This window comes from Desulfococcus sp. (genome assembly GCF_050178255.1).
GTDB classification, from domain to species: domain Bacteria; phylum Desulfobacterota; class Desulfobacteria; order Desulfobacterales; family Desulfococcaceae; genus Desulfococcus; species Desulfococcus multivorans.
On sequence record NZ_JBFXGG010000032.1, the window covers coordinates 18237 to 35548 of the forward strand.

Annotated in this window: 14 protein-coding genes; 5 read left to right on the forward strand and 9 right to left on the reverse strand. The window is 56.2% G+C overall.

Annotated features, from left to right (window positions below; genetic code table 11):
* Positions 1-126 precede the first annotated feature (126 nt).
* The 6 genes from AB7S84_RS08385 to AB7S84_RS08410 all read right to left on the reverse strand — a co-directional run bounded on the left by AB7S84_RS08385 (position 127) and on the right by AB7S84_RS08410 (position 8012).
* A complete protein-coding gene (locus AB7S84_RS08385) occupies positions 127-1371 on the reverse strand; it encodes a cation:proton antiporter (protein ID WP_020876006.1) in 1245 nt (414 codons plus the stop codon).
* A gap of 336 nt (positions 1372-1707) precedes the next feature.
* A complete protein-coding gene (locus AB7S84_RS08390; protein WP_020876005.1) occupies positions 1708-2841 on the reverse strand; it encodes an osmoprotectant NAGGN system M42 family peptidase in 1134 nt (377 codons plus the stop codon).
* Between the two features lie 38 nt (positions 2842-2879).
* On the reverse strand, positions 2880-4529 hold the full coding sequence (gene ngg, locus AB7S84_RS08395) for an N-acetylglutaminylglutamine synthetase (protein WP_428153884.1): 1650 nt from the start codon (positions 4527-4529) through the stop codon (positions 2880-2882).
* A 137-nt stretch (positions 4530-4666) separates the two neighbouring features.
* Complete coding sequence (locus tag AB7S84_RS08400; RefSeq protein WP_020876003.1) at positions 4667-6460, reverse strand: N-acetylglutaminylglutamine amidotransferase; 1794 nt, start codon at positions 6458-6460, stop codon at positions 4667-4669.
* A gap of 214 nt (positions 6461-6674) precedes the next feature.
* Positions 6675-7598 (reverse strand): DUF1566 domain-containing protein, encoded by a 924-nt coding sequence (locus AB7S84_RS08405; RefSeq protein ID WP_020876002.1) that lies wholly within the window; start codon positions 7596-7598, stop codon positions 6675-6677.
* Positions 7599-7610: 12 nt separating this feature from the next.
* Positions 7611-8012: a hypothetical protein gene (locus AB7S84_RS08410; RefSeq protein ID WP_020876001.1), complete on the reverse strand. Its 402-nt coding sequence runs from the start codon at positions 8010-8012 to the stop codon at positions 7611-7613.
* A gap of 391 nt (positions 8013-8403) precedes the next feature.
* On the opposite strand from AB7S84_RS08410, the gene AB7S84_RS08415 reads away from it, so the two are divergent.
* Genes AB7S84_RS08415 through AB7S84_RS08425 form a run of 3 tightly spaced genes read left to right on the forward strand, consistent with a single transcriptional unit; the run spans position 8404 to position 12050 of the window.
* Positions 8404-9156, forward strand: coding sequence for a hypothetical protein (locus tag AB7S84_RS08415; protein WP_020876000.1), 753 nt, complete (start codon positions 8404-8406; stop codon positions 9154-9156).
* A 53-nt stretch (positions 9157-9209) separates the two neighbouring features.
* Positions 9210-11363 (forward strand): VTT domain-containing protein, encoded by a 2154-nt coding sequence (locus tag AB7S84_RS08420; protein WP_020875999.1) that lies wholly within the window; start codon positions 9210-9212, stop codon positions 11361-11363.
* Complete coding sequence (locus AB7S84_RS08425) at positions 11364-12050, forward strand: endonuclease/exonuclease/phosphatase family protein (protein WP_020875998.1); 687 nt, start codon at positions 11364-11366, stop codon at positions 12048-12050.
* 39 nt (positions 12051-12089) lie between these two features.
* Here the strand turns inward: AB7S84_RS08425 and AB7S84_RS08430 are convergent, their stop codons facing one another.
* Together AB7S84_RS08430 and AB7S84_RS08435 are read right to left on the reverse strand one after the other, a co-directional pair.
* The gene (locus AB7S84_RS08430) at positions 12090-13214 is read right to left on the reverse strand and encodes a DHH family phosphoesterase (RefSeq protein ID WP_020875997.1); all 1125 of its coding nucleotides are present in this window, start codon (positions 13212-13214) and stop codon (positions 12090-12092) included.
* Positions 13215-13348: 134 nt separating this feature from the next.
* Positions 13349-14116 (reverse strand): MarC family protein, encoded by a 768-nt coding sequence (locus AB7S84_RS08435; RefSeq protein WP_020875996.1) that lies wholly within the window; start codon positions 14114-14116, stop codon positions 13349-13351.
* A 374-nt stretch (positions 14117-14490) separates the two neighbouring features.
* Between AB7S84_RS08435 and AB7S84_RS08440 the strand changes: the two genes are divergently transcribed.
* Positions 14491-15153 carry a response regulator gene (locus AB7S84_RS08440; RefSeq protein WP_020875995.1) on the forward strand — a complete coding sequence of 221 codons (663 nt, stop codon included), beginning with the start codon at positions 14491-14493 and terminating at the stop codon, positions 15151-15153.
* Positions 15154-15285: 132 nt separating this feature from the next.
* Positions 15286-16494 carry an ATP-binding protein gene (locus tag AB7S84_RS08445; RefSeq protein WP_020875994.1) on the forward strand — a complete coding sequence of 403 codons (1209 nt, stop codon included), beginning with the start codon at positions 15286-15288 and terminating at the stop codon, positions 16492-16494.
* Positions 16495-16675: 181 nt separating this feature from the next.
* On the opposite strand, the gene AB7S84_RS08450 is transcribed toward AB7S84_RS08445, so the two are convergent.
* Positions 16676-17312, reverse strand: a 637-nt coding sequence (locus AB7S84_RS08450) for an FAD-dependent oxidoreductase (RefSeq protein WP_428153891.1), incomplete at its 5' end; no start/stop codon positions are given.

Genomic DNA, 17312 nt, shown 5'->3' on the forward strand with positions numbered 1-17312 from the left:
AGAGATGAGGATTGCGCCGTGGGGTTTTCCCCGGAACACCGGGATCGGATCGCCTTCTCCGGATTCTCTTGCACAAAGGGTCGTCCTGTATGATGCTCTGCAGTGGTCTGTATCCCGAAGGAATTTTCAGCCTGCCCGATGGGCTGGAACAACCTTTCGGGCAAGGGAGCCGATGGTAAGCCCCTGGCCGAGAATTGAAAAGATTACTACCGAATAGGTTAGTGCCAGCACCACTTCCCGAGCCGGACCGTGCGGCAGGGAGAGTGCCAGCGCCACCGATATTCCGCCCCGAAGTCCGCCCCAAGTGAGGACCTTCCAGGATCCGCGGGGCAGGCGGAACTGCTCGCCGAAGAGACCTGTCGGCATTCCCACGGTGAAAAGGCGTGCGAGGAGCGTCAGCACGATGACGATCTGTATTGCGATCAGTAGGTTGACCGAGAAGGAAATGAGAATCACCTCCAGCCCGATCAGCATGAACAGCAGCATGTTGAGTATTTCATCGATCAACTCCCAGAAGGTGTCGAGGTTCTCTCTCGTCCTGTCCGACATTGCCAGCCGACGGCCGTGGTTACCGATGAAAAGCCCCGTAACCACCATCGCCAGGGGTCCCGAGACATGAAGCCGACTGGCCAGGGCGTAGCCGCCCATCACCGCGGCGAGGGTGATCAGCACTTCGACTTGGTAGTTGTCGATACTCTTCAGCATAATATAGGTGAGCGATCCCAAGGTTAATCCGAAAAGGATGCCTCCGCCGGCCTCCCGAATGATAAGGAGTATTCCATCCGTCAGGGTTGGCGGTGTATTTCCGGCGAGAAAGCCCAGGAGAATGGAAAACAGGACAACGCCGATACCGTCGTTGAACAGGGATTCTCCCATGATGACAACCTCGAGATTTTTCGGGGCTCCCGCCGATTTCATAATCCCCATGACTGCAACCGGGTCGGTAGGGGAGATGAGCGCGCCGAAGATCAGACAGTAGGGGAGGGGCAGAGGGATGCCCGTCAGGGGCAGGAGGTGCCACAGTCCGAATCCGATTATCGCCGCTGAGGAAACCGTGCCTGCTATTGCCAAAAGTCCAACTGACCACCTGAATTCGCTCAGACTGCCGAGGTCGACGTGGAGTGCTCCGGCGAACAGGAGGAGAGAGAGCATTCCCTCCATCAGCACGTCTGAAAAATCGATGGCGGCGAGAAAAGAGACCTCATAATCGTGCAGGGCACTGATGCCCAGCCGGTCCAGGCCGACAATGACGAGCGACAGGACCAGGGCGATGGTCATGACGCCGATGGTAGTCGGCAGTCCGATGAACCTGTGGTTGAAATACGCCAGGACGGCCGTGAGCACCAGACATGCCACCGCTATATCAAACATGAATTTCTTCCCCTTCTCCCGCGAGACCGGCAGCCGATCTATGAAATCGCCGTTCGGCGGCGGTCGCCGGCGTCTTCTTTGTCGCTCAACTCGATTTTCGTGATGTTGATAGGCCCTGAAAATCGGGTTGGCTCAATTTTTCATAATTTTCAGTTCGTGTCAAATGATCCCGATACCGGACATCCTTACATCTTCTCTTGACGCGCTCCATGATCTATGGTGAACGCCTTCAATCCATGAAACCGGGGTGTTCGCCGATAGGCTCTGTTCGCGATCATGGGGCGGCTTCCCGTCGGGGCGGGCCATACGGGGCCGGTTGCGACGGTTCACGGGATTTCAGACCTCGATCTGGATGATGTCTCGCTTCGGCTGGTGGGGGAAACCGTTTAACGTCGACACCCCGTCCTTGTCGCGGGCAAATGTCGGCGGGCTCTGGAGGTAGAGGCCGATCAGCTGCGCCACGGATATAAGGGAGGATTCATGGGTCCGTTCATATCCATGGGAGCCGTCCACTCCGAACCCGACCAACGCGGTCCGGGTATCGTTTCCGGCCTCGATGGCCGATGCGGAATCGCTGCGGTAGTGTCGAAATACGTCACGGCTGTATTCGATGCCGTTGTCCCGGCAAAGTCCGATCAGCTTTCGGGTGAGGTGATAGTCAAAAGGACCGGCCGCGTCCATCATGCCGATGGTCACGCCGAATTCCCATGAGTTTTGACCCGGCGCCACCGTAGCATTGTCGACGACGACCATCTCGGCAACGTCGCCGCACAATACCGCGGATGCGCCGACGCCGACTTCCTCGGAAATGGTGAGAAGCAGATGCGCCGGAACGGGGATAGCCACGTCGTATTTTCGAAGGGCTTGAACGGCGGCGAGTACCAGAGCAACTCCGGCCTTGTCGTCCAGGTGCCTGGCGTTCAGGAAGCCGTTGGGGGTGATTTCAGGGGTGCTGTCAAAGGAAACGAAATCGCCCACGTTGAATCCGGCGTCGATGAGATCCTTCTGGGATCGACTCCGATGATCGATGCGCACCTCGATGTGGTTCCAACTCACCGGCACACGGTCCACCTCATCGCCGAAGGTGTGGCCGGAGGCCTTCAGCGGCAGCACCGTGCCGCGAAAGGGCCCTTTCTCGGTAAAGATCGTCACACGGGCCCCTTCGGCAAATCGGCTCGACCATGTACCGATGGGCGACAAGGTCAATCGCCCATTGTCTTTGAGATCTCGCACCATGGCGCCCAGGGTGTCGAGATGGACGGAGACGGCACGGAGAAAGGTTTCCCGGCCGCCGGACAGGGTGGCGCGGATGGCGCCTCTGCGGGTCACGATAAAAGGGATCTCAAGTCGCTGCAGTTCCTGTCCCACGAAGTGCACGACCTGATCGGTGTATCCGGCGGGGCTGGGGATGTTGAGCAGTGATGTCAGGGTCCCGAACAGGTATTCCTTGTCGATGTCGATCAGTTCCATGGTTCTCTTTCCGTGAACGATGCGGCTGGACGGCCGGATTATTGGAGGTTTCGGGGTTGTCTCTGGGTGATGGTTTGAGGAAACAGCAGATCGATGAATTTCCGCGCTGTCGGCTGAGGCTCATGGTTGGCCAGGCCGGGCCGCTCATTGGCTTCGATAATATGGTATCGGGGCCCGGTGACGTCGGGCACGATAAAATCGAGGCCGGTGACCGGAATGTCGAGCGCTGCAGCCGCATCGACGGCCGCTGACGACAATGCCGGATGCAGCCTTGCCGTGACGTCGTGGATGGTGCCTCCGGTATGCAGATTGGCGGTTTTCCTCACCTGGATCGTCCGACCCTCGGGAAGGATGTCCGCCCGCCCGTACCCTTCCATTTTGAGGCACCGCAAGGTTTCGTCATCCATGGGCACATGGCTTTCGCCGCCTGTGGCGGCGGCACGGCGACGACTGTATTTTTCGATCAGCGCTTCGATGGTGTGACGGCCGTCACCCGTGATCAGGGGCGGTTTGCGAACGGCTGCTGCTACCATGGTATAGTCGATGACGATGATCCTCAGGTCGCGCCCCTCGATGAATTCCTCGACGATGTAATCCTGGCACTCTTCCTGGGCCAATGACACGGCGCGCTCCAGTTCCGCCCGGGTCCTCACATCGACGCTGATCCCGGCCCCCTGCTCCCCCCGAGCGGGTTTGACGACCCACTGCTTTTCGGGTTTGGAAGGGGGGAGTTCGTTGATATATTGAACGGGCACCTTAAGGCCGGCTTTGGCGAGGACGCGATGGGTTACCCGCTTATCGTCGCAACGGCTCATGGCGATAGCGGATGTCAGTTCCGAGAGGGACTCCCGGCAGACAACGGCTCGGCCTCCGCTTTTCAATTTGAAATAACCGTAAGGCGCATCCAGAATCTCCACGTCGATGCCGCGGCGATGTGCCTCGTCAATGATTATCCGCGCATAAGGGTTGAGCATCTCTTCGGACACCGGTACGGTGTAAAGCGGTTCGTTTATGGGATTCTTGCGCTTGATGCAGAAAATCGGGACCCGCTGAAAGCCGAGCTTTTCGTAAAGTCTTATGGCGCCCTCGTTATCGTGCATCACCGAAAGATCGACGTAGGAGCGTCCCCGGGTGAAGTAATGCTCGAGCAGATGCCGCACCAACGCTTCGCCTACGCCGGGGGCGTTGGCTTGAGGATCGACTGCCAGACACCACAGACTGGCGCCGTTTTCAGGATCGTTAAAGGCCTCCACGTGGTCGACGCCCGTCACGGTGCCGATGATTCGGCCGTCTGATTGGGCTTCGGCCACGAAATAGGTCCTCAGTTTCGTGGCATGACGATCCAGCATGAAATCGGCGTCGCATCGAACCATTCCCCGGGAAGCGTAAAGATCGTTCACGGCTGCGGCGTCTTCTCCGCTGCTCAATCTTCTGATGTTGAAAGCCTTCCAGTGGACCCCGCTGTGTCGGTAATCATGGGACCAGATCCGGTAGGCATGGGAGGGATCGAGAAACAGTTCCGTCGGTGCCATTGAGAGCATCACATGAGGATCTCGGATGTAGAAGGCGATGTCCCTGCAGTCTTCTTCCTCTGCCCTCACGGCGTTGGCAAGACTTTCGATGGTCTTGAAGGTCTGCCCGAAAATGAGGCGACCCCAGCCCATGTCTATGGCCACATTGGAACGCATTTTCTGAGATCGGGGGCCGACGGGTTTTTGCCAGCTTCTCGTCGAAAGACTCGAAGACCGTTCCAGTCGATATCGCATATCATAATTTTTTCGCATGACTCACTGTTCTCTTCTTCCCGTGCAGGGCATCCGGGACGTTAAACATTATGCAGGGTCAGCCAGTAACCTAGAAGGGCCATCTGCCAGAGTCGGGCCCCTCGCAGAGGGGTGATGTGGGCGTCGGGATCCGCAAGGACCCTGTCTACATATAGGGGGTTGAAAAGGGACTTGTTTTTCACCGTGGGTGTCGACAGGATTTCCCGGACGAAATCGAGATATTCGCCCCTGAAGTATTTCAGGGCCGGCACCGGAAAATAGCCTTTGGGGCGATCGATGACCTCGGAGGGGATGATCTCGCGACCCATCGCCTTCAAAATGCCTTTTCCGCCGTCGGCAATTTTGTGTTCGGCGGGAATTCGAGCGGCCAACTCGACCACCTCGTGGTCGAGAAAAGGCACCCGCGCCTCGAGTCCCCAGGCCATGGTCATGTTGTCGACGCGCTTCACCGGATCCTCGACGAGCATCACGGTGGTGTCCAGCCGGAGGGCTTTGTCGATGGCCGAATCGGCGCCGCTGTCGGCGAAATGCCGCCGAACGAAGGCCTGACTGTGGTTTTTCCCGTGAAATCGTGTATCCACGGCGTCGAGATAGTCCCGATGGGATCCATCGAAGAAGACGCGCTCATACTGCGACAGAGGGTCACCGGCGTTGGCATCGCATTCCATCATCGCGGGATACCAGTGATAGCCCGCGAAGATCTCATCGGCACCCTGACCGCTCTGGACCACCTTCACATGTTTGGAGACAGCCTCGCTTAACAGATAGAACCCGATGCAGTCATGGCTCACCATGGGTTCACTCATGGCGGTAACGCATCGCTCCAGGGCCGGCAAAACCCTGCCGGCATCCACCTCGATCTTGTGGTGAACGGTGCCGTAATGTCGGGCGATCAGGTCGGAATAGCGGAATTCATCGCCTCGTTCGTCGCCGACGCTTTCGAACCCGATGGAAAAAGTGTTCAGATCCGATTGTCCCGCATTGGCCAGAAGACCGACGACGAGACTGGAGTCCAGCCCTCCCGACAAGAGCACTCCGACTGAAACGTCGGCTGTCAGGCGCCGCTGAACGGCGTTTTCCAACTCTTGCCGCAGCAGCGAGCCCCAATCTCGAAAACGATAATCCCTCTCTTCGGGGCGGGGGCCGAAGCGAAGCCGCCAGTAGGGTTCAAACGTCACGTCCCCGTCCGGTGCGATGGTCATCAACGTGGCCGGCGGCAATTTCCGGATGCCCTTCAGAAGTGTGTGGGGGGCCGGAACCACCGAGTGGAATGTCATGTAATAGTGGAGCGCGACCGGATCGATCTCCCGGTCGACATCATCCTGAACCAGAAGCGCCGGCAAGGTTGACGCGAAGCTGATGCGGTTGGGTCTGCGGCTGTAGTAAAGCGGTTTGATGCCAAGCCGATCGCGTCCGATGACCACCTTACCGCTGTCGCGGTGGCGGATGGCGAAGGCGAACATTCCGTTGAGGCGTGCAAGGGCGTTTTTGCCCCAGGCGTGATAAGCCTTCAGGAGCACTTCCGTGTCCCCGTCGGAAAAGAAGGTGTACCCCATATCCCTGAGTTCGGAGCGGAGTTCACGGTAGTTGTACAGGGCGCCGTTGTAAACGACGGCCAGGCCGAGGGCGTTGTCTACCAGGGGTTGATGGGATTTCTCGCTGAGGTCGAAGATCTTGAGCCGCCTGTGTCCGAAGGCGGCATCCCCCTGCATGAAGAGCCCCTTGGCATCGGGGCCTCGGGCCGCCAGAACGCGCATCATTTTTTCAACGGTATGACATGAGTTGTCGTCAGATTCTACAGATCCGAAATTCAATACGCCGCATATGCCGCACATGTATGATATTACCTCTGTTTCTTGGTTTTGGATGGTGTATTTATTTTGTATCCAAATAAAATGTCTCTGATTAAAAGACCGATTAAATTATAAAACAATGTTTATTTAATATGTTATGATCCCATTAAACACAATATAATATATTGTATAGAAAATAAAGTCAAGCCGATGCAACCTGCATTCGAGGGCTTCCTCAAGGGGGTCGACCGGAATGTCATCCATCGCTCACCGGCCACGCATGAAAATCATTCCGCTGCTTGAAGCCTACCCCGACAAACCCATCCCGCATATACAGAATCCAGGCGTAGCGGGGTTCGTAAATGCTGGTCGTCGACGACCAGTAGGCCTCCTGGACATTACGGAAGGGATATCCGGTGGGGAGTGCGGGGGAATGGGATGAAAGATCCACGAGACTCTCCAGTTCCCGGATATTGGGGAGCCGCCAGATTCGTCTGTCTTCTTTATGCTTGCGGTTGAGCGCCAGGATTCCTGACAGCGCCTCCTGCCAGGTCAGGCGACCCCCGATTGAATCGGCATCCTTCAGCCAGGTCAAGCCGGTGAGGGCGTCATGGACGCATTGACCGTCGACGGTGAAGCGGCTGCCGCCCGGCCGGCCGGGAATTTTTTCAGTGTATGACGGCGACACCGGCCACACCATGTAGGAACCCTGCTTCATCCCTCTGTGGATACGCCCGCCGCCCAGATGACCGTACCATGCCTGATCCGGTAACCGGGAGCACGTTTCCCGGGTCCAGTAGTACCCCGTAAAGACGTTTTTGAAGGGATGTCCGTCTGGAAGCGACGGGTTGACATTCTGGTGGCTGATCAGCGAAAAGAGCAGACGGCGAGAGGGCAATTGCCAACGATCATACCCGTGGGCGCGATTTCTGCGCATCTCCGCTGTGAAATCCTGCGCCTCCTGCCAGGTGAGGGGAAATTCAGCCGGGTTTGCATCCTGTGTCCATACGGCCCCGGTGAAGCCGTCCCTGACGACGCCGCCTGACATCTCAAATCGTTCTATCGACACCGGCGACGATTTTTCGAATGCGGCATCCTGCCCGGTGCCGTCGCAGGGGATTTCCTTACCGTTTTCCATGTAACAACGAATCTGATCGGTTTCCAGGAGAGGTCGATCCATGGTTGCGTTCCATCATCGGCCGAATTTAATGAAAGGTTCGGATTCAACGAAGTCATCGTCGTCGGACGACTTATCGCGCTCGACATCGGCCGCGAAGCCGAAGGCTTCGACATCTCCGCTGTCGACCCCGGGCAGGGCGTGGCTTACGGAGTGTGGAAAGTCGCCTTGAGATGATTGAATTCGAGTGATCATCGGCGTCTCGGGGATTCTTGGAATCCTAAGAATTTCCTCGATATAGACCTTGATCACATCGTTCATGGCCTCGTGTGCGCCTTTCATTTTTCTGATGTGATCCTCAAACTTGGCAACGGCGGATTCGGGACTTTCGGCATCGACGATGCTGCTGAGATAGCCGTGTTTCACGTTGCCGCCGGCGTCCATTCCGTCGAACGAAAAATGACCTATGAACAACATAAATCCTCCTCGATGTCTTCAGGTTAATGCCGTTAAAATATGCAATGCATTCATTATAAGCGCTGTCGCGCCGCCGACGATAGTAGTCCCATCCTGTAGTTGTGCAATGAGGAGACCCTATTCCCGGGAAACGCGACGTATTCGGGCTTTGCCCCGATGCCGGATCGAAAAAGGAGAATCTCCCGGCTCATCTGAACAGCCGTTCGCATGCCGACGGATCGGAACGGAAAACAGGGTGCGGCGGTTAACGATACGCCGTTGTGTTGTCCGAAATCAGTTCCATCCCCTATTTTCGATATTCAACAGATTCGGTATGCTGAGGGCTGATCAAGGAAGGTCAACATCAAAAAAAGAAGATCAATTCAGATGAATATCGAATAAGGAGGAGCCCATGCCAATGCTTCGAAGTCTCAAAGATATCAAGGGATACGGACTGTCGGCCCAGGATGGCGACATCGGGCGGTGCAGCGACTTCCTTTTTGATGATCAGGACTGGGCCGTCCGGTATATTGTCGCCGATACCCAAAAATGGCTTCCAGGCCGGAAGGTACTGATTTCTCCCATATCGATCGGAGACGCGGATGCGTCCAGCAGAAGCCTGAGTGTCGGCCTGACTCGGGATCAGATCAAGGATTCCCCGCCGCTTGACAGCGACGCCCCCGTATCACGTCGCTATGAAAAGGCGTTCAATCAGTACTACGATTGGGGCGGTTATTGGGGAGGACCATCGGTCTGGGGCCCGCACCTTTATCCCCGGTTGCTGAACCGGGCGCAAGAGCGTCTTCGGGAAGCGAGTGAAAAGATCGAGAACAACGTTACGCTTCGATCCGTCCGGGAGGTCATGGGATACGCCATACAGGCAACGGATACCGATATCGGTCATGTAGAGGATTATATCGTTGATCTGGGTACCTGGATCATTCGCTATCTGGTCATCGATACCCGAAACCTGCTGCCCGGCGGTAAAAAGGTCCTGGTCTCACCGCAATGGGTTGAACTTGTGGACTGGCGGCATCGAAAAGTTGTAGTTTCTTTGACCCGCACCCATATCGAGAAAAGCCCTGAATTCGATCCATCCGTTCCAGTCAATCGGAAATACGAGACGGTCCTTTATGACTTTTACGGGCGACCTTATTATTGGTGATCTGGAAAATAACGGGGCCGTCTCATTTCAACGCCTTCAAAGGATGACGTCCAATGGAAGAGATTCTCAAGCCGTCACGAAACTGCTGGCAGCAGGTGAATGCCCGTAGAGCGGCGTTTATCGTTGACGGCGAGGCCTATTTCCGCGCTCTTCACGAGTCGTTCCGTCGGGCTCGCCGCAGTATTTTCATCGTCGGGTGGGATCTTCACAGCGATGTCCGACTGATACGAAACGAAGACGATGGCGCCGACTCCGTCAAACTGGGTGCGTACCTTGACCGCTTGGCGTCCGCGCGAAAAGAACTTCACGTATATCTGTTGAGTTGGGATTTCGCCATGATATACGCCATGGAGCGCGAATTTTTTCCACGGTACAAACTGAAGTGGCGAACGCATAAAAGAATTCATTTCTGCCTTGACGGTCACCATCCCGTGGGAGCGTCCCAGCACCAGAAAATCGTGGTGGTTGATGACGCCGTTGCCTTTGTCGGAGGACTTGATCTGAGCCAATGGCGGTGGGATACCCCGGATCACCTGCTTGAAGACAATCGTCGAACCGATCCTGACGGGAAACCCTATCCGCCGTTTCATGATGTCCAGATGGCCGTGGACGATTCAGCGGCCGTCGTGCTGGGGGAACTGGTCCGGGAGCGATGGACTTTGGCCGTCGGCAAAAAACCGTTCGTCATGAAAAGCGCTCCCGATAAGGACGATGTGTGGCCGCCGGATCTCAAGCCGGATCTCGAGAATGTTCAGGTCGCCGTGGCGCGGACATTGCCGGCTTACGGTGATCGCTCGGCGGTGAGGGAGGTGGAACAACTCTATCTGGACGGCATCGCGGCTGCTGAGCGCTTCATTTACATCGAAAACCAATACTTCAGTTCGCATCGCATCGGTCAAGCCTTGAGGGGTCGCCTCAAGGCCCACGACGGCCCTGAAGTGGTGATCGTCCTTCCGGAAAAAAGCAGCGGTTGGCTGGAGCATTATACCATGGACGTCCTCCGTGCCCGGCTGCTCGAGAGTCTCCGGAAGGCCGACGAATACAGTCGCCTTCGCGTGTATTACCCAAGAATCTCCGAAACGCCTCACTGCGGACTCATGGTGCATTCAAAGGTTATGGTCATTGACGAGGCTTTCGTTCGCATCGGATCTTCCAATTTGAGCAATCGATCCATGGGACTCGATTCCGAGTGCGATCTGGCGGTTGCCGCCGGTTCGGACAATGCAATTCGATCCGCGATCGCCCGCTTTCGAAACCGATTGATCGCCGAGCATTCAGGAGTGAAAGTTCACGATGTCGAGGCGGCCCTCGAGAAAACCGGATCGTTGATCAACGCTATAGAATCCCTTCGAAGCCGTGAGCGGACCCTTGTCCCTTTGTCCGGATGTATACCACCCGAGGTCGACCGATGGGTTCCCGAGTCGGTATTGCTGGATCCTGAAAGGCCGGTGTCGCCCAACGAACTCGTTGATTATTTTGTCAGCCCTGAACAGCAGTCCTCCGCCTATCGGCACCTGGTGAAAGTCATTCTTCTGATCGCTGTCGTGATTCTGATGGCGGCCCTGTGGCGCTGGACGCCGGCAGGTGACTGGATCGATCTGGCTTCGCTCCGTACGGCGGGCGACTGGATCAGAAAACAGCCGTTGACGCCGATCTGGATTCCTGCAGCGTATGTTGTCGCCGGAATGGCGGCGTTTCCGGTTACCCTGTTGATTATCGCCACCGTTCTTGTTTTCGGCCCCTGGCAAGGCTTCTTTTATGCCTTGTCCGGAGCTGAACTGAGCGCTGTCGCTGTTTTCGCGATCGGCAGATGTCTGGGCCGGGACGCAGTGCGACGATTCGCCGGAAGTCTGATCAACCGGCTCAGCCGTAAGCTTTCGGCTTCCGGGATGAAGGCCGTCATCACCTTTCGCATCGTTCCCGTGGCGCCGTTTTCAGTGATCAACCTGATTGCCGGTGTTTCTGAAATCCGCTTCAGGGATTTCGCTCTCGGCACGTTCGTCGGTATGCTTCCCGGCGTGACGGCAACGGTTCTGTTGGCGGACCGCATATATGAAACGTTTCGCATGCCGGACCTGGGGCATTTCGCAACCATGGCAGGCGCCGTGGTGTTGGTCGCAGCCGGACTTTTCGCCCTTCGGCGATGGCTTCGAAGCAGACGGGACGGTCAGGAAAGGGATCGACGGCCAACGGAGCATACGCAGTGAATGCGGATCAGAATTGCCACTTACAACATCCATCGGTGTATCGGTCGTGACGGCATCGAATCTCCCGATCGCATCGCCGAGGTCTTAAACGGCGTCGATCCAGATGTGGCGGCACTTCAGGAAGTGGGGTTCCGTGGTGCGCCGCCGAGGAGTATACTGAGCCGGTTGGCGGCGGCCGTCGACGGCCGGGCGATACCGGGGCCGACGCTGTTGGATGAAAAAGGTGCATACGGGAATGTCGCTTTGACCCGAATCCGACCCGTCTGGATAGAACGTCTGGATCTCAGCCTGCCGGACAGAGAGCCTCGGGGAGCCATATTCCTGATGCTGAGGATTAACGGCAGGGCCGTTCGGGTGATTGCCACCCATCTGGGGCTTCGACCTGGAGAACGACGGTACCAGATGCGACGGCTTCTGGGCTTGTTGGATCGGACGACGGCCGCGGTGACAATTCTTATGGGAGATTTCAATGAATGGTTTACGTGGGGGCGGCCTGTAAGGTGGGTGAACCATCGTTTGGGCGCTATGCCGGCACCTCCCACATTTCCCAGCCGTCGACCTTTTTTGGCACTGGATCGCATTTGGGTCCATCCCCCGAATCATTTGGCGTCCATACGCCCATATGCAGCCCCGCCTGCTCCGCTCGCCTCCGATCATCTGCCGCTGATCGCGGAGTTGAGGTTCTGATGGTGTAAAACCGTTACATCGACCGTGCATGCACCGCCGTCATTCAGCAGCCTTGTTCTTGAGGCCGATTTTCGAAAAAATTTTCTGTTTGATCTGGGCATCGAAAAGCTGCCATTTTTTTTGACGATATTCTTCATCCCGAACGCCGGAGAGGAAACCGATGGGAATCTGAAATCCGCCGGCCGACAGCTTGCCGCCCCCGAAATAGTTCCCGGCGGCGTCCTTACCGAAGACCTCTTTGATGAAGGCATCCGGGTCGAGGGTGATCTTCGAGGTCCGAAAAGACCCGACCAGGGTTTCATCATGGTTTTTGTCGGTGACGATGCCGTAAACGATGGCGGTGTGGATGTTTTCCTCGGTCATCAGAAAGTCGGCGGCCTGGGGGATGGCGTCCCGATCTTCGGCCCGGAGGTAGCCGATGCCGCTGATGGAGAAGTTTTCGGCGAGTTCCCGGTTTCTCAATGCCCGTTCGGTGATATCCATAGTCTGTCGGGAGCGTTCCTGCATCATGATCTGATTGAGGAGATCCGCGTCTTTGTATCGGCTCAGGAATGCCGCTGCCTGAAAGTCCTCCGGCTTCGCGTAAACGAAGCCGCCGGTGTCCGTGATAATGCCGTGAGTCAGCGCGGTGGCGATCTTGATATGCTCCTGAACGGTGCCGTCCAGCGTGAGCAATCCATTTTTGAGGTATTCCGAGTAGATGCTCGCCGTGCTGCCGATGTTGCGCCGGATATCCTTGAACTCAACGTTCAGTTCTGCCTGTGTTTCGTGATGGTCCACGACGATTATCGTGGGAATTTTAGCCTCTGCAAGGGCTTTGACGAGTGCGGTGGCCGTAGACCCCTGGGTGTCCAGAAAAACGGCGCCACTGTAGGGCGTCAAATCAAGATTCGGTTCATATCGAATAAGGTCTATACCCAGCAGACGGACCAGGGCGATGTTCTGTTGGTGGCTGATCCGACCGGAGTGGATAATGTCCGTCTCGATTTCGAACCGGCTGCAACAAATCTGATGGGCCAGCGCCGCGGAAATGGCGTCAGGGTCGGGGTAATCCTGGAGGACAATCACATGCCTTTCGCCTCGGTGCTTTTCCAGCGTTTCGATCAGTTTCGATGTGGGGTCGTTGGCGTTCGGGCGACTCTGTTCCGCTTCCTGATCCGTCATGGCACATGCCTCCTGCATTTGTGAGTTTGGGAGAAGATGTATCTGAAATTCACGAAGGTCTCATGGGTTTTCCTGAATCGAAGCGATCTTCTTACGATATCCAGAACTTCGACGTCAAGATCCTTTCCGGGACGTCAGGCGACCCATCCGGGAAATACCGTCCTCAGGCCGTCGACCATGAACTGAACGGCGATGGCGATCAGAATCATTCCGAAAACTCTTGAGGTCAGCCTCAGCGGCATCTCACCGGCCAGTTTCGCAATCGACGGTCCGGTAATGAGTGTGAGAAACAACAGGGACAGGACACCCGCCAGGACAATGGCCAACCCGAGAGACGTCATCCATGTAGCGCTTTGGGAGCCGTAAATGATAACCGTGGTGATGGCCCCGGGGCCGGCGATGACGGGGACACCGATGGGCACAAAAACTTCCTGAAAGCGTTTGACGACCTCACTGGTGACATTGCCGTCCTTTTCGACATTTTCCTTACTGTTGATGGTGACCGCTTCACCTTTGAGCATGCTGAAGCCGAACTGAAGCAGGATCAGTCCGCCGCCGATTTTGAAACTGGCGAGATCGATTTTGAGTTGTTCCAGAATTTGGCGTCCCAACAGCAGAAAGATCATGAGAATGATGACGCTGGTGAAGATGATCAGTGCGGCCAACCGCCATTGGAAATGCGCTTTTCCGCCTTTTGATGCTTCGATCCAAAGTGGAATTTTTTCGACGGGGTTGACGATGGCAATCATCGCCGTCGCAAAATTCGATATGAGTTCCCAGTTGATGTCCATATGCCGACCGGCGCGCTGATGGAGATGTTTGCCGCCTATACGGGGATCTTCCGGCGGGTTGGCGGTTCGGACCGACCTCTGTCGGAGCCCGTGAATTAAAGTGTAGTTCACAATTTGCCTGCATGTCAAGATTGGGTGTGTCGACGGGATCGACAGCGGCGATTTCGGCAAGGAACCGGCGTTTCTGTTTGCCACAACCGTCAATATCGGATATCATACATTATGTTCAAATTTCGACGGTTAGGGCTGGTGCTGTTGAAGGACTCACACTTCATGCAGTTGCATCAGGGGGTGAAGTGAAGACTAACGGCTTGAGGGAGGGCCGCGAGTTGAGGAAGCGCTGATGCCCATTCCGTCTTGACCCGATTTCCGGTCAACATCACGAAAGTCGAAAGTTAAGTCCTCACATAAGGACGTTCCCGATGCCGCGCCGGGTATTCACGACCTGTCACGTTCAGGATCTGGGGAGTGGGAGGAATCGGACAATGACACATAAGCATACGATATTCATTGTCGAGGATCATCAGTTGTTTCGGGAAGGGCTGAAGTCGATGTTGGGTCGCCGTGACGATGTCGAGATCGTTGGAGAAGCCGAAGACGGTCTGGCGGCGGTGCGCCGGATCCGCAAATTGAAGCCCGAACTGGTTCTGATGGATCTGTCGATGCCAAAGATGGGCGGTATATCGGTGATGAAAGAGATCAAACGGGAGCTGCCGGATATTCGTATCCTCGCCCTCACCATACATGAATCCGATCAGTTCGTGCTGGAGGCCTTCGATGCCGGTGCGGACGGATACTGCATCAAGGACGCCAGTCGCCGGGAACTCATGCTGGCTATCGACAGTGTTCTGAAGGGAAAGACCTACATCAGCCCGGGTATCTCCGATCTCGTTATGGAAGGATATATTACGAGCCGGAAGACGCTTAAAAAAACATCCAGTTGGGACGATGTCACCCAACGGGAGCGCGAAGTGCTTAAACTTCTGGCCGAGGGGTACACCAACAAGGAGATCGCCGAATTTCTCCATATCAGCGTCAAGACGGTGGAAAAACACCGGTCCAACCTGATGGGCAAACTCGATCTGCACAATGTGGCCAGGCTGACCTCGTACGCCATTGAAAAGGGGCTCGTGGAACCCAAAAAATAGAATAGCCGATAGCCGGAGGCGATGTTTCAAGGTTCGTTCCATGGGTTTGGTTTCCGGAATTCTTCAGTGTCCCGAGGCGCCAAATCAGATTCCAACAATATGACATTAAAAAATAATTTGTGATATTTCGAGATGGACGATTCTTGCGCCGATAACCATTATGCGTTCTTCGCGGCATTTTACAATGCGCCTGGTCCCATCGTCATTGCACGGGAAGACGGTCGATTTGTGCTGATCAACAAGGCGTTCGAGAGCGCTGTCGGATATGCCTTCGAGGAGATTGCCGGCTTTTCCGACTGGATCGATTGTATGGGCGGGCGGGATCCGACTGGAGTCGAGACGTATTTATCCGGGCTTTTCTCATCGGAAACGGCATATCGGACCCGGCGTGTATCCCTTCAGAACAAGAGCGGCCACGTTTGGGTATGGAACTTTTACAGCGCGCCGATGGGGAGATGGGCGGACGGCCTGAGGACAGCCATCAGCATCGCAAACCCGGTGGAGTTGACCGCCGATCAGGAAGCGGCCTGTGAAGAGATGATGGACCTGCTCGCGGAGGAAATCGCCAAAAGATCGAAGGATCTTCAGGCCAGCATCAACGCATTGGAGAACGAAATCATCGAACGCAAGCGGATCGAGCGGGCACTGACGCTCTCCCGCGAAAGGCTCAAGCAAATGTCCATGAGGGTTTTGGATGCGCTGGAAGCCGACCGAAGAACCATCTCCAAGGAACTGCACGACAGCATCGGCGGCAGCCTGGCCGCCATCAAATTCAGCCTCGAAGAAAAGGAAATTGATAGAGAGCAGAACGGCGGGCGACTTGACGAATCCTTATCCCGGGAGATCGATTACCTGTCGGCGGCCATTAAGGAAACAAAGCGGATATCCGCCAACCTCAGGCCTACGACCTTGGATGACTTGGGTTTAATGGCCACCCTGAAATGGTATCTGCGTCAGTTCCGGCGTACCTACGGCAAAATCCGGGTCGATTTTACCGCCGACATGAGTGAAGAAGAGGTGCCCGAAGCGATGAAGATCATCATTTACCGAATTGTTCAGGAGGCCCTCAACAATGCCCAGAAGCACAGCGAGGCCGATCTCGTCCGTCTGCATCTCGGTAAGACGGATGGCGATCACACCGTCTGCCTTGTCGTTGAGGATAACGGCCGGGGATTCAACGTCAACGATATCCATCCCGGGAAAGATCCCTTAAGTGGATACGGTCTGACCGCCATGCGCGAGCGCTGCGAGATTGTAGGCGGGTCGTTTCATATCCATTCCCGGATCGGACGGGGTACCGTGATTCGTGCGATGCTGCCCAGATCGAAAACCGATCAATGAACGGTTCGTGCGGACTCACAACGTTTTCTCGGGTGTGACGGCCCCGCTGCCCCTTTTCAGACGTGATGCGGATTTGTGCCATCGCGCGGTTTACGGACAGCGGGGTGTATTTGGGCTTTCCACCAACCTTCGAGATACGATGATGCGTTGGAGAACCGCTTCGGGCTTCCGGGCGGATGGCTCAAAAGACCAGTGGCCTCAGCATGTAGATGATATCGCTTTCCCTCGAGGGATAAGGTGTCATGATACTCTGGCGATAAAGCGTTTCTGCGGAGAGGCCGTTATGCATCGCCAGGCTGAAGGCGTTGATCAGGCCGGCGGCGTTGTCCGAAAGGATGTGCGCACCCAGAATTTTCCCATCTTCTCCCGCGAGCACCTTATAGGCCGCATGGGCGATCCCCACCCGCGTATACGTGGGCCAGTCGAGATGATCTTCACAGCTCTTTTCATAGCTTGCGCCTTCCTTTTTGAGTGCATCCTCCGTAGCGCCTACCATCCCGTACTGGGGATAGGTGAACAGGACTGTCGGCACAGCCGAATAATCCATGACTGCCCCGGGGTTGTCGCCGTTGCTCAGGCTGACGATGTTGTTCGCCGCCGTTTCCGCCTCGGCGTCAGCCACCCGGGCCAGCTGAAGGGTGTCCGCGCAGTCGCCTACGGCGTAAACATATGGGTTCGAAGTGGCCATCTTCTCATTTACGGTGATGCCGCGTTTGGTGGCTTCGATTCCGGCACTGTCCAGTTCCAGGGCGTCGATGTTCGGGGCCCGTCCGGCACCATGCACGACGAGATCCGCTTCAAACCGGCGACCCCCTTCC